Annotated in this window: 13 protein-coding genes; 4 read left to right on the top strand and 9 right to left on the bottom strand. The window is 66.3% G+C overall.

The window, feature by feature from the left end; translation table 11 throughout:
• Positions 1 to 54 precede the first annotated feature (54 nt).
• On the bottom strand, positions 55 to 2,793 hold the full coding sequence (secA, locus tag AC1VVM_RS10375; RefSeq protein ID WP_132385062.1) for a preprotein translocase subunit SecA: 2,739 nt from the start codon (positions 2,791 to 2,793) through the stop codon (positions 55 to 57).
• A gap of 108 nt (positions 2,794 to 2,901) precedes the next feature.
• On the bottom strand, positions 2,902 to 3,180 hold the full coding sequence (locus AC1VVM_RS10370) for a hypothetical protein (protein ID WP_482903878.1): 279 nt from the start codon (positions 3,178 to 3,180) through the stop codon (positions 2,902 to 2,904).
• Between the two features lie 152 nt (positions 3,181 to 3,332).
• On the opposite strand from AC1VVM_RS10370, the gene argJ reads away from it, so the two are divergent.
• From argJ to AC1VVM_RS10350, 4 genes are all read left to right on the top strand, one after another.
• Positions 3,333 to 4,559, top strand: coding sequence for a bifunctional glutamate N-acetyltransferase/amino-acid acetyltransferase ArgJ (gene argJ, locus AC1VVM_RS10365; RefSeq protein ID WP_482955004.1), 1,227 nt, complete (start codon positions 3,333 to 3,335; stop codon positions 4,557 to 4,559).
• Between the two features lie 2 nt (positions 4,560 to 4,561).
• The gene (locus AC1VVM_RS10360; protein ID WP_482955003.1) at positions 4,562 to 5,200 is read left to right on the top strand and encodes a glutathione S-transferase family protein; all 639 of its coding nucleotides are present in this window, start codon (positions 4,562 to 4,564) and stop codon (positions 5,198 to 5,200) included.
• Positions 5,201 to 5,226: 26 nt separating this feature from the next.
• The gene (locus AC1VVM_RS10355) at positions 5,227 to 6,039 is read left to right on the top strand and encodes an inositol monophosphatase family protein (RefSeq protein ID WP_482955002.1); all 813 of its coding nucleotides are present in this window, start codon (positions 5,227 to 5,229) and stop codon (positions 6,037 to 6,039) included.
• 160 nt (positions 6,040 to 6,199) lie between these two features.
• A complete protein-coding gene (locus AC1VVM_RS10350) occupies positions 6,200 to 7,210 on the top strand; it encodes a hypothetical protein (protein ID WP_482955001.1) in 1,011 nt (336 codons plus the stop codon).
• Between the two features lie 76 nt (positions 7,211 to 7,286).
• Here AC1VVM_RS10350 and trxA read toward each other — a convergent pair whose 3' ends face one another.
• From trxA to AC1VVM_RS10315, 7 genes are all read right to left on the bottom strand, one after another.
• Positions 7,287 to 7,607 (bottom strand): thioredoxin, encoded by a 321-nt coding sequence (trxA, locus tag AC1VVM_RS10345; protein ID WP_132385056.1) that lies wholly within the window; start codon positions 7,605 to 7,607, stop codon positions 7,287 to 7,289.
• Positions 7,608 to 7,692: 85 nt separating this feature from the next.
• Positions 7,693 to 11,199: a double-strand break repair helicase AddA gene (addA, locus tag AC1VVM_RS10340; RefSeq protein ID WP_482955000.1), complete on the bottom strand. Its 3,507-nt coding sequence runs from the start codon at positions 11,197 to 11,199 to the stop codon at positions 7,693 to 7,695.
• Complete coding sequence (gene addB / locus AC1VVM_RS10335; protein WP_482903874.1) at positions 11,196 to 14,210, bottom strand: double-strand break repair protein AddB; 3,015 nt, start codon at positions 14,208 to 14,210, stop codon at positions 11,196 to 11,198. The genes addA and addB overlap by 4 nt, the downstream gene beginning before the upstream one ends.
• On the bottom strand, positions 14,203 to 14,928 hold the full coding sequence (locus AC1VVM_RS10330) for a nucleotidyltransferase family protein (protein ID WP_482903873.1): 726 nt from the start codon (positions 14,926 to 14,928) through the stop codon (positions 14,203 to 14,205). The genes addB and AC1VVM_RS10330 overlap by 8 nt, the downstream gene beginning before the upstream one ends.
• Positions 14,925 to 15,923 carry an aminoglycoside phosphotransferase family protein gene (locus AC1VVM_RS10325; protein WP_207904598.1) on the bottom strand — a complete coding sequence of 333 codons (999 nt, stop codon included), beginning with the start codon at positions 15,921 to 15,923 and terminating at the stop codon, positions 14,925 to 14,927. Before AC1VVM_RS10325 ends, AC1VVM_RS10330 begins: the two co-directional genes overlap by 4 nt.
• Positions 15,920 to 16,366, bottom strand: a complete 447-nt coding sequence (gene tsaE / locus AC1VVM_RS10320; protein WP_482903871.1) for a tRNA (adenosine(37)-N6)-threonylcarbamoyltransferase complex ATPase subunit type 1 TsaE — start codon at positions 16,364 to 16,366, stop codon at positions 15,920 to 15,922. The genes AC1VVM_RS10325 and tsaE overlap by 4 nt, the downstream gene beginning before the upstream one ends.
• On the bottom strand, positions 16,363 to 18,729 hold the full coding sequence (locus tag AC1VVM_RS10315; protein ID WP_482903870.1) for a PAS domain-containing sensor histidine kinase: 2,367 nt from the start codon (positions 18,727 to 18,729) through the stop codon (positions 16,363 to 16,365). Before AC1VVM_RS10315 ends, tsaE begins: the two co-directional genes overlap by 4 nt.
• Between the last annotated feature and the right edge of the window lie 142 nt (positions 18,730 to 18,871).

Here is an 18,871-nt window from a genome sequence, read left to right as displayed (position 1 = left end):
TTTCCAGCGATGGCGGCCGTTGCAGAGTTGCAGCGACCGCCCTTTCCATGTGCGTCAGGCGAGCGCGCCGTGGCAGTGCTTGTACTTGTTGCCCGAGCCGCAGGGGCACGGGGCGTTGCGGCTGATCGGCAGGTCCGCATAGGGATTCTCGCCCGAAGCGCCGGGTCCGACACCCGCCTGCGGGCTGCCAGCCAGCGAGCCGAACAGTTCGGGCATCAGCGCCGAACCGTCGCCATCGCGCGAATTGTCGATGCCGGTCAGCGGATCGATATGACCGGTCAGGAAGTCCGGAAGCTCGGGAAGTTGCACCGGCTCCGGGATCTGGATCTGGCTGACCGAAAGAATGCGCGTCACGTCCTCGCGGATCGTTTCCAGCATGCGCTCGAACAGGCCGAAAGCCTCGGTCTTGTACTCGTTGATCGGCGTCTTCTGGGCATAGGCGCGCAGGAACACCACCTGACGCAGCGCGTCGAGCGTGGAGAGGTGTTCCTTCCAGTAGTGGTCGATCCGGTCGAGCAGGATCGACTTTTCGACCTGACGCCAGATCGCCGGATCGTCGCGCGACATCTTCTCAGACATCTGCGCTTCGGCCATGGCCGCGATGCGCTCTTCGACCAGTTCGGGATCGATGCCGTCCTCGTCGATCCAGGCCTCGATCGGCACGTCGAGCGACAGGATCTCGCTCGCCTTGGCCTTGAGCACATCGACGTTCCAGTGCTCGGGATAGGAACCCTGCGGGCAAGTATCGGCGACGATCGCGTTAACGGTGTCATTGCGCATGTCGATCACGACATCGTCGACCGTATCGGCATCCATGATGTCCGAGCGCTGCTCGTAAATCACCTTGCGCTGGTCGTTCATCACGTCGTCGTATTCGACGACCTGCTTGCGCACTTCGTAGTTGCGCGCCTCGACCTTCTTCTGAGCGGTCTCGATGGCCTTGGACAGCCACTTGGAGCCGATCGCCTCGCCATCGGCCAGATTGCTGTTCATCATCTTGGCGAACAGCGTGTCCGGCCCGAAGATGCGCAGCAGATCGTCCTCAAGGCAGAGGTAGAACTTCGAAAGGCCCGGATCGCCCTGGCGGCCCGAACGGCCGCGCAGCTGGTTGTCGATGCGGCGGCTTTCATGGCGCTCAGTACCGATGACGCAGAGACCGCCCGCCGCGAGGACGAGGCGCTTCTGTTCGGCTACCTCTTCCTTGATCTTGGCGATGGCGGCATCGCGCTCAGGCCCTTCGGCCATTTCGCTCAGCTCGTCCTCGACACGGAACTCGACGTTGCCGCCCAGCTGAATATCGGTACCGCGACCGGCCATGTTGGTGGCGATGGTGACGGCGCCAAGGCTGCCCGCCTGCGCCACGATATGCGCTTCCATCTCGTGGAAGCGGGCGTTCAGCACCGAGTGCTTGACGCCTTCCTTGTTCAGGAAGTCCGACAGCAGTTCCGACTTCTCGATCGAAACGGTACCCACCAGCACCGGCTGGCCGATCTCGTTCTTCTCGCGGATCAGCTTGGCGATGGCGCCGAACTTGTCATGCGTGTTCTTGTAGAATTCGTCTTCCTCGTCGACGCGCTGGACCGGCACGTTCGTGGGAATGGTGACGACATTCATCTTGTAGATGTCGTAGAACTCGGCCGCCTCGGTGGCGGCCGTGCCGGTCATGCCCGAAAGCTTCGGGTACATGCGGAAATAGTTCTGGAAGGTGATCGAGGCCAGCGTCTGGTTCTCGGGCTCGATCTTCACGCCTTCCTTGGCCTCGACCGCCTGGTGCAGGCCGTTCGACCAGCGGCGGCCATCCATCATGCGCCCGGTGAACTCGTCGATGATGACGACCTTGCCGTCCTTGACGATGTAATCGGTGTCGCGCTTGAACATGACCACGGCCTTGAGGCTCTGGTCGAGGTGGTGAACCACCTGCGTGTTCTCGACGTCATAGAGGTTCGAACCGACCAGCAGCCCGGCGGTTTCGAGAATGCGCTCGGCCTTCTCGACGCCGTCCTCGGTCAGCGTGATGTTCTTGGTCTTCTCGTCAGCCTCATAGTCTTCGGGGACCAGCTGCTTCACGATCGCGTCGACGGCGATGTAGAGTTCCGACTTGTCGTCGGTGGGGCCCGAGATGATGAGCGGCGTGCGCGCCTCGTCGATCAGGATCGAGTCGACTTCGTCGACGATGGCGAAGTTGAAGGGGCGCTGCACCATCTGGCCGCGCTCGTGCTTCATGTTATCGCGCAGGTAGTCGAAGCCGAATTCGTTGTTGGTGCCGTAGGTGATGTCGGCGCCATAGGCCGCGCGTCGCTCGAATTCGTCGAGGTTGGGCACGATCACGCCGACCGTGAGGCCCAGAAAACCGTGGACCCGGCCCATCTGCTCGGCGTCGCGGCGGGCGAGGTAGTCGTTCACCGTGACGATGTGAACGCCCTTGCCCTCAAGCGCGTTGAGGTAGGTCGCGGTGGTGGCGACAAGCGTCTTGCCTTCGCCGGTGCGCATCTCAGCGATCTCGCCGCGATGGAGCACGATGCCGCCGATCAGCTGCACATCGAAGTGACGCATGCCGAACACGCGCTTCGAAGCCTCGCGCACGGTGGCGAAAGCTTCGGGCAGCAGGTCGTCGAGCGTCTTGCCCTCGGACAGCAAGTGACGGAACTTCGGCGTCTGGGCGGCCAGTTCATCGTCGCTCATCGCCTCCAGAACGGATTCGAAAGCGTTGATCTGCGAGACGATCTTGTCGAGCGACTTGACGTAGCGGTCGTTGGACGAGCCGAAAATGGACTTGGCGAGTGCGCCGAACATGGCGGAAATCCCTGTTTTACGTGCTGTTCGTGAATGTCGGAATTGCGCGTCTCCGCCAGTCGCGGGACGCGTGAAAGGTTTTCGCGAAGCTGCGAATGGCGCGTGCGCTTACTCGCGCGCGCGGTCTATCCCGGTCAGGACAGTCGGCACCGCCAGCGAATCCGACACCGCAACGAGCGGGGGAGCATGGCGGCGGGTGTTACGCAGGCCCGGCTCGGGCAACTGCGCCAGAGCAACCGGCGCGCGCGGCGCCTTGGCGGCAACGGCCGCCTCGCCCAGCACCACTTGCAGGCTGGCGACCTGCGACGCACGCGCATCGACAGGGCCGATCTGTGCGGCGAGACCCGTCAGCAGGGCCAGCAGGGTAAGGAGCAGGCGATTTGCCATGGCGGATCAGATAGGGGGCGCTTTCGCCGGTGTCCACAACGGAGAGCACCGCGCCCGAATTTCCGCACGGAAGATCGCCGCCCGGCTTGCTTTGCAACCTGCGATTACAGCGACTCTTGACCTGTCACACGCACGCGCTAGTCGCTTTGCCCATGGCCTATCCCACCTCCCCGCTCGCCTCGCCCTTCCCCGAGATGCCGCCGATCGCCGGCGTGACGCCGCATATCGTGCGCGCCGGGTATAAAGACTGGGGCCGATGCGACCTGACGTATGTGGAGCTGGACGAAGGCACGTCGGTAGCAGGGGTGTTCACTCGGAACCTGTGCTGCTCCAGCGAAGTCGAACTGGGCCGTGAGAACGTGAAGCAGGGGCTCGCCCGCGCGCTGGTGGTCAATGCCGGCAATTCCAACGCCTTCACCGGCTATCGCGGCCGCGAGGCGGTGGAACAGATCATGGATCAGGTTGCTGCCCACATGGGTTGCCCGCGCGAACAGGTCTTCGTCTCTTCGACCGGCGTGATCGGCGTGCCGCTGCCCAAGGACAAGGCGCGCGAGGGCGTGGAGAAGGCCCTCACCGCCGAGCCGTGCTCGTGGGAAGACGTCGCAAACACCATCTCTACCACCGACACTTTCGCCAAGGGCGCGACGGCTACGGCGATGATCGGTGATACCAAGGTGACCATCGCCGCCGTCATCAAGGGTTCCGGTATGATCGCGCCGGACATGGCGACGATGCTCGGCTACATCTTCACCGATGCCGCCGTGGAGCCTGCCTTCCTTCAGGAGTGCCTCTCCGCCGCCAACTTCCGCACATTCTCGTGCATCACTGTCGATTCGGATACGTCCACCAGCGACACCGTACTGGCCTTCGCCACCGGCAAGGCGGGCAACGCACCGCTGTCCTCCATCGCCTCGCCCGGCGCTCATGCCTTTGCCGCCGCGATCCATGATGTCTGCCGCCAGTTGGCCCACCTCGTCGTGCGCGACGGCGAAGGCGCGCAGAAGTTCATCGAAGTGGCTGTTTCCGGCGCCGTCTCGGACGAGAGCGCCCGCAAGGTCGGCATGGCCATCGCCAACTCGCCGCTGGTGAAGACCGCCATCGCCGGCGAGGACGCCAACTGGGGCCGCGTCGTCATGGCCGTGGGCAAGGCGGGCGAGCCAGCCGACCGCGACAAGCTCTCCATCGGCTTCGGCGGCACCTGGGCCGCACGCGAAGGCCTGCCGCTCGCCGACTATGACGAAGCCCCCGTCGCAGCGCACCTCAAGGGGCAGGACGTGACCATTCAGGTCGACCTCGGCCTTGGCGAAGGCGCCGCGACCGTGTGGACCTGCGATCTGACGCACGGCTACATCTCGATCAACGCCGACTACAGGAGCTGACGGTGGCCGGTCCGCAATTCACGATTTGGGGTCGCCTCAACTCCCACAACGTCAAGAAAGTCGCCTGGTTCGCCGAGGAACTGGCGCTGAACTACGTGCGCCACGATATCGGCGGCAAGTTCGGCTATACTGACGAGTACCTCGCCAAGAACCCGAACCGGCTGGTGCCGATGATCGAGGACGGCAAGCTCACTCTCTGGGAATCGAACGCGATCCTGCGCTACATGGCAGCCGAATACGGCGGCGAGCGCTGGTTCCTGCATGATCCTATCGACCGCGCCCTCGCCGACCGCTGGATGGATTGGCAGATCACTTATGCCGAGGCCCAGCGCGTGCCGTTCCTCGCCATGGCCCGCACCCCGCGCGAGCAGTGGGACATGGCGGCGATCGAGCGTGACACCAAGACCTGCGCCGCGCACCTGGCAGTGCTGGAACGCTACCTTTCCGAGAAGCCCTGGCTGTCCGGCGGGCAGTTCGGCATCGGCGACATTCCCATGGGCGTCTATGCCTATACCTGGTTCTCGCTGCCGTTCGACCAGTTCGAGCTGGACCGGCCCGAGTTCCCCGCGCTGGCCGACTGGTACGCCCGCCTTCACGAGCGGCCCGGATATGGCCAGCAGGTCATGATCCCGCTCACCTGACCCCCTCCTGTCCAAAGGCCTCCCGCATGATCACCTCCACGCTCAATACCGCGGTCGAAACGATCATGCGCGAGGTCACGCGCGATGTGATCCTGCCGCACTACCAGTCGCTCTCGGCCGAGCAGATCGTCAGCAAGGCGGTGAACGACGTGGTCACCGTGGCCGACCGCGAGAGCGAGGCGATCCTTGCCGAGCACCTCACCGCCTTGCTCCCCGATGCCGCCGTGGTGGGTGAGGAAGCGACCTTCGCCAACGAAGACGAGCTGCTGAAGCTCAAGGACCGCCTCTGCTGGATCGTCGATCCACTGGACGGCACCAACAACTTCGCCTCAGGCAAGGCGCCGTTCGGCATGCTGATAGCCCTTGCCGACAAGGGCGAGACGCTGGGCGGCTGGATTCTCGACTGCCTCACCGGCCGCTTCTGCCACGCCTCTGCGGGCGGCGGTGCGTGGGTGGACCGCGAGCGCCTCACCGCCCGCGCCACCGGGGAAGTGCCGCCCGTCGCCGCGATCTCGCTGATCTTCACCGAGGAATCGCGCCGCGAACTGATCAGCACCGAAGTCGCCCCGCACTACCGCCTCGTCGACATCCCTCGCTGCGCTGCCGAGCAATATCCCCGCCTCGCGCTTGGCCAGAACGACGTGGCGATCTTCGAACGCACCCTGCCGTGGGACCATGCGGCGGGCGCGCTGTTCCTCAACGAAGCAGGCGGCATGGCGGCCCGGCCGGACGGCAGCCCCTACCGCGTGGACGAGTTCGAGAAGAAAGGCCTTATCGGCGCCTCCAGCCCCGCCCTGTTCGAAGGCCTCGCCACGCGTCTCGCCGCGCTGGAAGATTGACGATCACAAGGTGACGCTCCGGTTGACAAAGTTGACACGGTCCTGAGTGAAAGGTGTCACCTTGTGCAAAGGTGTCACCTTCCGCTCCCGACCGTCACCTTATGCCGCCAAAAATCCCGCACGTTTCCGACGATTTCAAAGATCCCAAATATCCGCAACCTTGGCAGATCTTCGCGATGTAGGAAAACCTGCCATTGACCTGAAATCACAACCGGATGACATCGGCACCGACATTCGGAGTCGTCCATCCGTGCGTATCTCACTCATTTTCCTCGCAAGTTTTGTGTTACTCGTGCCCTCGGCCCAAGCCGCACCGCAGCAGCTTGGCGCCATCTGGCAGCGAGGCAACGATGCTATCGTCGTCGCACCTTGCCCGTCCGACGGCGATAGCGACGACTATTGCCGCGCCGTCGAAGTCACCCAAGGCGCGCAAGCCACGCCATTGGGCGCCGGCTACATGGAAGTAAAGTTGCTCTGGGCCTCGCGCTCACCCGACACTACGCCCAGCGTCGTCGTCCTGGGAGATTCCGGTGGGTCCGGGGGTGAAGGCGAACTTTTCGTTGTCGGGTTCGATCAGCGGCTCACGATCCGGAAACTGAGCGGCGAACGCATGGACAGCGTTGTCGTTCGAACCGATCGAGATTCGCCCCGCTTCGCGCTGTCGTTCGACATCGAGTACTTCAATGGCGCGCCCCATGCCGCCCCAGCCATCGTCATGCTGCCGGTCCGCTGGGCAGAAGATGAGCAAGGCGGGGATTTCGCGCTCGATCCTGCCGTCATGACCGATCCTCCGCCATCCCGCCGGGAGTTGGCGTCCCACCTGACCGCAATGCAGCGGGAATTGCGTGGCTGGGCGCAAGACCAAGATCCCGCCTATCCCCTCTACCCCCAGCAAGCGTCCGCTCTGGGCACGCCGGTCACCGTGCAGACGCTTGCCGATCTCGCGCTTTCAGGACATTCCGATCTGGCGCGGGAACTGCTTCATCGCGCTTGGCCCGAAAACAGGGCGAAGAATGAAAATCCGTCCAACGGCGAAGAGGCATTCTGGGCGGATTTGTGCGGCAGCATCGCCAACCATCCCTTATGGAAACGGCTCGCTCTGGAGCATTTGCCTCATGCCGACCTGATCTTGGCCGGGGCCGCAGAAGCGCGGCCACTGCCCGCTAAATAGAAAAACCCCTCCCGCCTTGCGGCGGAAGGGGTTTTTCTTGCTTGCTGCTCGGGGATAAGTTCGAGCGTGGCGAGGCTCAGAGCTCGCCTTCGATCCAGCCCTTCAGCGCGCTCTTGGGCGCGGCGCCGAGCTTCTGGGCGACCGGCTGGCCGTCCTTGAACAGCACCATGAGCGGGATCGACTTCACGCCGATCTGGCCGGGGATGTCGGTGTTGGCCATGATGTCCATCTTCGCGATGGTCACCTTGCCAGCCAGTTCCTCGCTGATTTCCTCCAGCGCGGGGCCGATCATCTTGCACGGGCCGCACCAGTCCGCCCAGAAATCGACGAGAACCGGCTTGTCCGACTTCAGGACGTCGTCTTCGAAGCTGGCATCGGTAACGGCAATAGTCGCCATGAACTTGAACTCCTCGGGGGGTATTTCGGGTTGAACGCAATCTAGGGAGGATTTGTTGCGTGGCAACGCCCCTGCCCACATAGCTTTACTGGACCTGTGCAAAGTCCGGCTTGTGCGCCTCCAGCACTTCGCCCGGAACCGCGATCAGGCGCGGCACCGAGGTATAGAGCAAGGCTACCTCTACCGCGCGGCCCGGAAACGCCACTTCCAGCGCAGCGGCGTATGCCGCCATTTGCCGCAGGACGCCCTTCGGCACTTGCTCCAGACGTTCGGGCGGACGGCGCGCGGTCTTGTAGTCGACAAGGCGAACGCGGCCCGGCTCGACGACCAGACGGTCGATCGTGCCCGCCACCACTTGTCCGCCAACAACGGCAGCCACCGGCACTTCGGCCAGACTTTCGGGGCCGAACAGTTCGGCCCAGGCGGGTTCGTGAACCACCGCAAGTGCACTTGCCAGCATCGCCTCGCGCGCCGTCTCGTCGAGATCGGCGGCATTGCGGGCGAGCCATTGCCAGCCCGCTTCCTCGCGCACGTCCGCCGCCACTTGCGGCAGGCGTTCGAGCAGCTTGTGCACCAGCGTACCGCGCCGCAGGGCATCGCGGCCGGCGCCCGGCGGGAACGGCGGATCGGGCGCATCCTCCTCACCCAGCGCAGACGGCGCCAGCGGGCGCGGCGGACGCGGTTCGGCAGGCGGCGCGCGCTCCAGCCAGCGCGGCAGCGGCTCGCGCAGCGGCAGTTCGACCGAGCGGACCTCCGGCGGCAGTGGTTCCGGCAGCGCGCCATAATCACAACGGCTGCCCCAGATCGCGTCCGGCGCCTCCGCCCCATCCGGGAACAGCGTGCGCAGCCGCGCGTACCAGCTCTTCTCCGCCGGGCCGTCCTTGTCGCGCTTGCCCAGCGCGCCGCCGACGAACAGCGCTTCCTCGGCGCGGGTCATGGCGACGTAGAGCAGGCGCCAGTGCTCCTGTTCGTCCCCCTCACGGTTTTCGGCGATCTGCGCGGCGATGCGGCCGACTTTCTCGTCCTTGGAGAGCGGCGGCAGCGGCACCTTGCGGCGCGTCTCGCGCGGGTCCGTGAGTTCGAAACCGCGTTCGCGCGCCGCCTCGGGATTGCCGGTGGCGTCGGCGAGGATGACGATGGGCGCCTGCAAACCCTTCGAGCCATGCGCGGTCATCACGCGGACAAGGCCCTGCGCCGCGTCCGCCTCGCGCTTCAGTTCTCCGTCGCCCGCATCGAACCATGCGAGGAAGCCCGCAAGGCTTGGCGTATCGGTCATGACATAGGCCTGCGCGGCGTTGATCAGTTCATCGATCGGATCGTTGGCCTCACTACCGAGCCGCGCCACCAGCTTGCGTCGTGCCTGCCACGGCCCCACCAGCAACCAGTGCAGCATCGCCTGAGGCGGCGCATAGTCGGCCCGAGCCAGCAGCTCGCCCAATTGCTGCATGGCCACGCCGATTTCGGGGCCGGATTGCGTGCGCAAATGGTCCCAAAGCCGCACGCGCTTTTCGCGGTGACCGAAACGCAGCAATTGCGCCTGACTCCAGCCCACCAGCGGCGAGACCAGCAGGCTGGCGAGCGTCAGGTCGTCAAGCGGCTGCACCGCGAAGCGCAGCGCCGCGATCAGGTCCTTCACCGCCAGCGGCGCGCCCAGGCGCAGGCGGTCGACGCCCGCGACCGGCACACCCGCGGCATGGAGCCGCGCGACAATCAGGCCCGCCAGTTCCTTGCGCTGACGCACCAGCACCATGATGTCGCCCGCGCCAGCACGGCGCGGCTTGCCCTTGTGCAGCGCGAAGCCGGGACGGCTCGGGTCCAGCCATGCCTTGACCTGCTGGGCGATCCGCTCGGCCATCTGCCGGTCCGGGCGGGAGAGCCAGTTGGGCTGCGCGCCGTCGTTGTCGTCGGTTTCGAGCGGCTCTTCCTCGTCGAATTCTTCGGCGACCGGCTGCCAGAGCGCGACATAGCCCGGGCGTTCCTGCCCGACATGGCGCTCGGCAGGACGGTCGAGGCCGAAACTGGCATGACCGATGCCGCCGATCGCCTCGTCCACGAAGTCCAGTACGTGCTGCGCGGTGCGGAAGCTGCGATCTAGCCCCAATTCGACAAGGCGGCGCGGCGCAAACCTGCTGCGCAGCATTTCGGCATTGCCCGCAGCATCCTCCATCAAGCCGCGCACGCGGTCGGCGGCGCGGCGGAAGTTTTCCGGGCTGGTGCCCTGAAAGCGGAAGATCGCCTGCTTGTAGTCACCCACCACGAAGAGCGTGCGCATCGTTTCCACGTAGCGCTCTTCGTGCTGGCCAAGGCCCGCCCAGAACTCCTCCGCCATGGCGAAAACGATGTCCCACTGCGCGGCATTGGTGTCCTGCGCCTCGTCGACAAGGATGTGGTCGAAGCGGCGGTCCAGCTTGTAGCGGATCCAGTCGGCCGAGGCCTGCCCGCGCAGCAGGTCGGCGGCGCGGCGGATCTGGTCGTCGAAATCGATCAGGCCTTCGCGCTGCTTCGCCTCGTCCCAGGCAATGGCGAAAGCGCGGCCAAGCCGCAGCGCGGGCACAAGCCTTTCGGCAAGGCCGAGCAGCGCCTTCATCTCACGGATGCGGCCCAGGCATTCGCCGACGCGGATCGCATAGCCCTGGTAATCCGGCTCGAACTTCGCAAGGTTCTTGGCGCTGCGAACCGCATCGTCCTTGGTGAAGAGCGCGCCGTAGACGTCCTCCACCTGCTCCGCCCGGCGCGCGGGTGAGAGCATGAGCCACGGCACCAGCACGTCGGTCGCCTTGTGGGCGGTGGCGGTGTTCCACTCGGCCAGCACTTCGCAGCAGCGCCGCAGCGAACGCACGTCGAAGGCCTCATCCGTGCACATCGCCGCCAGCATGTCCTCCCCGGCGTCACCGGGCAGGCCGAGCAGGCGCAGCACGTGGTCGCGCATGTCTCCCGCCTGCCACGATCCCGGACCGAACCACGCCTCCCGCGCCGAGGCGCAGCGCAGCAGGAAGTCCATCACCGAATCCGGCCCGTGCCGCAGCGAGAATGCGGCAATGGCTTGCAGCAATTGCGCATCGCCGAACGGCGTTTCCTCTGCCTCGACCAGCAGATCGGACAGCACCTGACGTGCCAACAGCGTCCGCTCGCGGTCTTCCATCGGCCGCGCGCCGGGAACGAGCCCTGCTTCAAGTGGGAAGGTCGCCAGCAGCCACTGCGAAAAGGCGTGGATGGTATCGATCCGCAGCCCCCCGCCGGGACAGTCGAGCACGGCCGCGAACAGCGTGCGCGCGCGGCTCATGGTCTCGCGGTCGGTCGGCGCGCCGATGGCTTCAAGCCTCAGGAAAAGCTGGGTTTCCTCCAGCCGCACCCACTCCGCCAAAGTGCCGTTGATACGCGCGGCCATTTCCGTCGCGCCCGCCTTGGTGAACGTCAGGCACAGCACTTGCGACGGCGAGACGCCTTCTTGCAGCAAAAGCCGCAGCACGCGCGAGGACAGCACTTGCGTCTTGCCGGTGCCCGCCGATGCGGAAAGCCATACGCTGTCGCGCGGGTCCACAGCGCGCATCTGGTTGCCGTGAAGCGGATGGACGGCGGCGGGACCGCTCATGCGCCCTCTCCCTCAGTGCCCGATGCGGGACGACTTCCCAGCGATGTGATCCACTCGTCGAGCCGCATAAGCTGGTCGTAATCGGCATAGGAACCGAGTTCGGGATTGAGCCGCGCCGTGAACGGTTCGGTGCCCAGGATCCAGCGATCCAGCGCGTCGTTCAGGAAGTCCTCGGTCCTCGGCATGAACTCATCCGGCGCGATGCCGGATCGCTTGCCGGTTTCCTTGAGCGGCGTGGTGGTGTAGCCGATGGTGTCCTTGTTCTTCGCCATCGACCAGTATTCGAACGCCTCCGCCTCGCCGCGGATCGTGAGGTCCTGAAGGTCCTTGAACCCGCCCGCCTCGGCAATCATCGCAACAAGACCCAGCTGGAGCGCAAAACCTTCCTCCACACGGCGCGTCGAAGGCGGCAAGCCGGTCTTGTAGTCCACAACGCCCAGCTTCCCGTCGGCCAACCGGTCAAGCCGGTCCGCGCGGCCATGGATGCGGATGTCGCGATAGCGCATTTCGCCGCGCGCCTCGGTGGCGATGACGCGGCGGCCGTGGGTCTTGTGGGCAAGCACCATGTCGCGGAACGTATCCAATGCTGCGGACAGACGCGGCCACCAGAGCGCGCGCATCAGCGGATGCGCGTTCTTCTCGGCCAGCACTTGCCGGGCGATGGCGTGAAGTTCGTCCACCGGCTCGCCCGCCAGGTGCCAACGCTCCATGACAAGGTGCGCAACTTCGCCCTTCCACGCCGCGCTCGGCTCGGCATCGAGCGCGTCGAGCCGCGAAAGGCCCAGCACGGCATTGGCGTAGAACTCGTATGGATCGCCGCGCAGCCGGTCGAGCCCGGTCACCGAAAGGTCGACCCGGCGCTGGTCGGCGCCCGGCATCGGCTGCGGGCGCGGGTGCGGCGGTACCGGTGCGGCATCGTCGATCATGCGCGCAAGGCGCAGCGCCTCGCTCTCGACATGGCGCTCGGCCTGTTCGCCCAGCAGCGCCTTGACGCGCAGCACGAAGCGCGACGGGATCACCGGTCCTCCGGCATCGCGCAGCGACCAACTCAGCAGCACCTCGGGCGCGCCAAGCGCCGCCGCCAGATCGTGCGCGGCAAGCCCGATGCGGAAGTCTGCCCCGGGCACGCCGAGCGCGCGCAGTACGGCGGGCGGCAGTAACGCGTCCTGCGAGGGGCTCGCCGGCCAGACGCCTTCGACCAGACCACCGCAGATGACAAGATCGGCGCGGCTCATGCGCGCTTCGAGCAAGCCGTAAATCGAAACGCGCGGATGGCCGCCCCACGGCGGGCGCACCGCCGCGCGGTCCATCACGTCGCGCAGCATGGCATGAAGCTCGCGCGGGTCGAACAGCGTGCCGGCAGAGGCGGCAGCGGCGCGCAGATCCTCGACCATGGCGCTCAGCGCGCGGCCGTCGGGACCGGACCAGATCGCCTCGCCGCACAGCATTTCCGCAGCATCGGCAAGGCGACCAAGCATCGTTGCCAGCGGGTCACCCGTCTCCAGAGCAAAGAGCGGCATGAGCACCGCCTCCACTTCGGCCCACCAGTCGTCCAGTTTGCGCTCTGCGGCGATGCCCGCCAGCGCGGCAAGGCCCCCGCCGGGGCGCGGCCCGCGCAATGCACGGTCAAGCTTGCGCGCATTCTCCAGCCACTGCGCACGCCGTTCTCCGGCACCGGCGAGCGGATGGACCAGCAACGCTATCAGCGGCACCGGCGCGGCCTGATCGGCCATGACTTCGGTGAGCAGCAGCATCAGCCGCCCCGCCGCCGTCTGCGCCAGCGGCAAGCCCGCAGTGTCGTCCGCCGCAATCCCCCAGCGCGTGAGATGCGCCACGACGCGTGCGGCTAGACCGCGATCGGGCGTGATGACCGCCACGCGCCGCTCAGGCACTTCCAGCGCCTCGCGCACGAGAATCGCAATGGCCTGCGCTTCCTGTTCGGGATGTGCGCATTCCATCAGGCGCACGCCCGGCAGGCGGCGCTGTTCAACCGGCAAGTCCACCCAGAGCGTCGAGGCTTGCGGCGGCAGGAACAAGTTGGAAATCACTGTGCTGCGCGAAGGGGCCGAGGCGCCGGGGCCGGATCGGTGCCAGGGCGCCACTTCGCTGCGCGATACGCCCATGCGATTGAGCAGCAGTTTCAGATGATATTGCGGATGCGTCACCGCGTCATTCGGGCCGAACGGCGGATCCTCGGGCTCGACAGGATGTCCGGCAGTGCCGAGTTCATCCCACACGTTCTCGGGCAGCGCGAGATCGAAGTCCGGCAGCACCACGCTGCCTTCGGGCAATTCGCTGACAACGCGCAGCAACCGGGCCAGTGCGGGCGAGGCACTGGTGACACCCGCCGCGACCACCGGGAACGGCGGCGGCGCGGCGCGCCATTCGCGCGCGGCATGCTCGAACAACTGGTTGCGCCGCTCCGGCGCGTCGATCTCGCCGCGTGTCGCCAGTTCCGCCAGCCAGAACTGCTGCACCTTCAGGAACGTGCGCGTATTGTCGGTCCAGTGCCCGGCCATTTCGCCGACAATACCGATCACGCGCTCGCTCATCAGATCGATGGGAGCAATCCCTTCGACCAGCAGCCGATCCATGGTGCGCCCGATTTCCCAGGCACGGCGCAGCAAAGCCGCGCCCTTGCCGGCGGCATCGCCCTCGATCTCGTGCAAGTAGTGGGCGAGACGCAGCCAGCGGCGGGTGGGGTCGGCGGCCGGTGCGATCTCGGCAGCGCCCAGCGGGTCGAGCAGCGGGCCCAGCGTCTCGTCGAGATCGAGATCGCCGACCACCGCCATGCGCGGCAACAGCAGGCCCGGCGTTTCGACCGTGCCTGCATGGCGCACGAAAGCCTCGGTCACCGTGCGCACCGCGCGGCGGCTGGGCAGCAGCAGGGTCAGCCGGGCAAGGCCAAGCTCGCCCTGCCCGTAGCGCGGCGCGAGTCCAGCTACGAGGGCATCGGCGAAACCACGATGGGCAGCAATCGAATAGACTTTCGGCCCTGCCCTGTCAGGCACGGGTCAGCCATTCCTCGGTGGGCCTGATGGCCCCGGGTTCGCCCACTTCGAACCACAGGCCGGTGTGGACGATGCCGAAAAGACGGCCCTCCTCGATGGCGCGGCTCCACAGCAGGTTGGTGGAGAACGGCCCTTCCGGCGCGTCGCGCAGCAGGCGCTTGGACACGAGCTGGATACCCGAATAGATGAATGGCGCCACGCGCCCTTGCTGGCGGCGGCTGACACGGCCCGCAGGATCGAGATGGAAGTCGCCCTCGCCCCGGTAGTTCATCGCGCGCGGGTGCGGCACCATCAGCAGCAGCGCGTCCATCGCCGCCTCGTCCCACCCAAGCGAAAGCTCGTGGAACACATCGACCGGGCCATCAAGCCAGATATTGTCGCTGTTGAGGCAGAAGAACGTCTCGGGCAGCAGCGGGGCCGCCTTGACCATGCCGCCGCCGGTTTCCAGCAGCTGCTCGCGCTCGTCCGAAACAGTGATCGCCGGGCCCTTGCGTCGCACCTTGAGGTGACCTTCAAGCGCGTCGGCAAGATAGTGGACATTGACCACCGCCTTCGTGACGCCCGCCGCATCCAGCTTATCGAGCGTATGGTCGATCATCGACTTGCCCGCCACGCGCACCAGCGGCTTGGGCTGGGTGGCGGTAAGAGGCCGCATCCGCTTGCCGAGACCGGCGGAAAGCACCATCGCCGTGTCGCTGGCGAGCGGAAGGGTGTTCATACCGCAAAGCTCCCGCCGTTGGTCACGCGCAGTTCGTCCGGCACATTGGCATCGAACCAGTGCGCCACCGGTTCCAGCGCAGGATGGGCAAGATCGCGCTCAAGCTGCGCCCAGACGCGCGGAATCAGGTCGAGGTAGCGGGGCTTGCCGTCACGCTTGAACAGGCGCACGAAAATGCCCACGATCTTGGTGTTCCGCTGCGCGCCGAGGCGGGCATAGTCGGCCAGGAAGGTCTCGCCATCGACGCCGGTCGCGCGCAGATAATGGTCGAACATCTCCGCCTCCAGCTCGGGCGAGACATCGCGCCGCGCGTCTTGCAGCAGCGAGACGAGGTCATAGGCCGGGTGGCCGACTAGCGCGTCCTGAAAATCGAGCAGACCCTGCTTTTCCAGCGCGCCGAGCAGCATGATGTTTTCAGCATGATAATCGCGCAGCACGGTCACGCCGGGGCGCTGGCGGGGCAGCATTTCGCCCAGCACGCTCTCCCACGCGGCGGTGAAACCGGCGGCATCGAGCTGCAGCCCCTGCGACGGGCCATACCATTCGAGGAACAGCCGCACCTCGCGCTGATACTCGCTCATCGAATAGTCGAGGAACGGCCCGGCCGGCAGGCGGTGCAACTGCACCAGCGCATCGACCGCGCCCTTGTAGATCGCGCGCTCGTCATCCGGCCACTGGTCGATGTAATCGCGCATGCGCGCATCGCCGAAGTCTTCCATCAGCACGAGGCCACGGTCGGCCCGCTCGGCGAGGATGCGCGGCGGGCGCATACCATTGGCGTCAAGCCAGCGCGCGGCGCGCAAGAAGGGCTGCGGATCCTCGGTAGGCGGCGGCGCGTCCATCAGCATCGCGCATTCGCCGTTCGTTCCGCGTACGCGGAAGTAACGGCGGAACGAAGCATCGCCGACCAGCGGCTCTACGGCGGCGCCGTGCCATCCGGCATCGGCAAGGAAGGGTTCGAGGCCCTCGGGGAGATTGGCGGGAATCGTGCTCATTTCGGGATTCGCCCTACCCAATCCGTACCGGCTTCGACAATGGCGATCCTGCCCTCTTCCTCAACTTCCAGCGTAATCGAGAGGCAACCCGGCTCATGTGCAAAGCCGCCGGCATGATCCGGCCACTCGGCGATCAGCGCGGCGCCCTGCCGATAGTCGTCGAGACCGATCTCGTCGGCCTCCGAAGGATGCTTGAGCCGGTAGAAATCGGCATGGACCAGCGGCAGCCGCACGGCCGGGGGATCGTAGACCTCGACGATGGCGAAACTGGGCGATGGAACGTCGCCCTCGTGCCCCAGACCGGCGATGATCGCGCGGGCCAGCGTGGTCTTGCCCGCGCCAAGGCCACCTTCCAGCGCCACCACGTCGTCGGGCCGCAAAACCTCGGCAATGGCGCGGCCAAAGCGGTCCATCGCCGCGAGATCGGGAAGCGCGATTTTCATTCCGGCAGCTCCACCAAGGCACTCGTCCCTTTCCCGCGCTCCGACACCAGCCGCAGCGCGCCGCCATGCGCCTCGACCAACTGGCGGGCGAGCGGCAGGCCGAGGCCTTGGCTGCGCTCCACCGTCCGACCGTCTGCACTCTGCTTCATGCCGTCGAGCGCGAGCGCGAGATTGCGGCCATCCATGCCCTGCCCGCGATCCTGCACGAGGATCTGAAGCACATCCTCCCCGTCTCCGCCCTCCGATTTGCGGCGTGCGATCTGGACCAGAATGCGCTGGCCGCGGCGCGAGGCGGCGATGGCATTGTCGACAAGATGGCCGATCGCCCGCGCCAGTCGGCGGCGATCCCCCTGGAACGGGCGCAGCAAGCCATCGGCGCGCAAGTCCAGCACCAGCCCGGCACGTTCAAGCCGCGCCGCCCGCTCTTCCACCACCCCGCGGATGAAGGGCATCGGGTCGATCTCCTCCTTCTTGAGCGGCAGCAGACCGGCCTCGCTCTGCGAGAGATCGAGCAGGCTGTCGATATGCTCGCCAAGCTGGTCAACCGAAGCGAGGATCGCGGCGACATATTCGTGCCCACCGGGATCGAGTGAGCCGCCCACGCCCGCTTCCAGCAGTTCGGCAAAACCGCCGATGGAAGTGAGCGGGGTGCGCAATTCGTAGCTGATCTTGGCAAGGAAGCGCGTCTTGATCGCGTCGGCCTCGATCAGTGCTTCGTTACTCTCGCGCAGGGCCGCCTCGGCCTTTTGCGAGTCGGTGATATCGAGCACGGCCAGCAGGCCATTGCCGTCCGGCAGCGGCACGCCCGCATATTCGAGCATGCGCCCATCGGCGAGCACGGTTCGGCCGCCCTTCTGCACCCGGTCGAGCGCGGCGGAGCGCACGACATTGCCCACGGTTTCCGCTTCGGTCGGACGCTTGAGGCGCGGGGCGATCTTCTTGAGCAGCGCCTCGACATGCGGGTGCGTGTCGAGGAAGTCGTTCTCCAGCCCCCAATCGGCGGCGAAACGGCGGTTCCACAACTGCATGCGGCCATCGGGCGCGAAGACCGCAATCGATTCGAACAGACTGTCGAACGTCGCGGTGCGCGTGCGCAGCAGCGTGTCGCGGACGGCGGAGAGGCGAAGCTGCTCGGTCCGATCCTCGGCAATCAGCAGCAGGCCGCCATCGGGCAGCGGCTGGGCTACGATGCGCAAGTGCGAACCGTCGGAAAGCGTCCACGCCTCTTCATGGCTTTCGCTGGAGGCGAACCAGGCCGCCTTCTCGCGCCGCCAGGCGGGAAAGTCGCGCGCTTCGGGAACGCGTCCCGCATCGCGCGCGGCGTCGAGCAGCCGTTCGAACAGCGGCGGATCCTGCAAGGCGCCCTGCGTCAGCTTGAATATGCGCTGGAACGGCTGGTTGGCGAAGCTGAGGCGCTTGCGCCCGTCGAACTGGGCGACACCGGCTGAAAGCTGGTCGAGCAGCGCGCGCTGGGCATCGCGGAACGCGCGGAACGAGCGCGACATCTCTTCCAGATCCTCGATGTCGACGGCATAACCGGCAACCCCGTCCTCGCCCAGCGGCAGGTCGCTCACGCGCATGGCGCGGCGCTGGCCGTTGATCGTGGTGGAAACGATGCGCTGGATCGGCGCACCCTTCTGCGCCGCTACCCGCGCGACTTGGGCGGGGCCCACACCGTCGACGATCTCGACCAGTTCGGTGCCTGCGGCCACCACGGACTGCGCGCTCTCCCCGCCGACGGCGGTGACATAGGCGGAATTGACCAGTTGCAATTCGCCGTCGGGACGGCGGAACCACATCGGCATCGGCGCCGCCTCGATCAGCGAGACGAGTGCCGTAAAGTCTCCGCGCGCACGCGTGGCTTCCTCACGCAGGCGGCTCAGTTCGCCCTCGCTGTCGGAAAAGTCGAAGGCCCAGACCAGCGCAGCGCCGCCGGGCGAGACTTGCGGATCGGCCAGATGCCCCCGCAGTGCCAGCGAGCGCGACGAATTGCGCGGGGTGACGACCATGCGGAACGGCGTTGCGGTCTTCTGCGTGCGGCGCACCGCCTCGGTCAGTTCGGCCACCTTGTCGGCCGGCAGCCCCCGGTCGCCGCCATCAAGTTCCGTGAGGAACTGCGGCACGGTCTCGAAGCCCAGCCACTGCGCGAGGCGCGGGCTGGCCTCGATCCGTCCATCGGAGCGCACCAGCAGCGGGATCGCGGGCGATTCCTCGACCATGCGGGCCAGCCTGCGGGCAGAACGCAACTGCGCCTCGGCGCGTTTCTGGCGGCCTCTCGCGGAGAGCACGGCCCAAGCCGCCGCCAGCATCCAGGCAGCAAGTAGCAGGCCGACGATGAGGGGTACGAGGCGTTCCTTGTCCATTCGCCCTTGGCTATGATGCGCCGGAACTACAAAGACAATGGGGAGAGTACCGCAGTGCCGGTACTCTCCCCATGTTGTTCGCGGGTTGTGTATGACTTCCGCGCTTCTTTTCACCGTCGCCCCCGCGAAGGCGGGGGCCCGC

It is taken from the genome of Novosphingobium sp. BL-S-33 (genome assembly GCF_056857025.1).
Note: the sequence above shows the minus strand (reverse complement) of the source record. Positions and strands in the feature narration are given on the sequence as shown.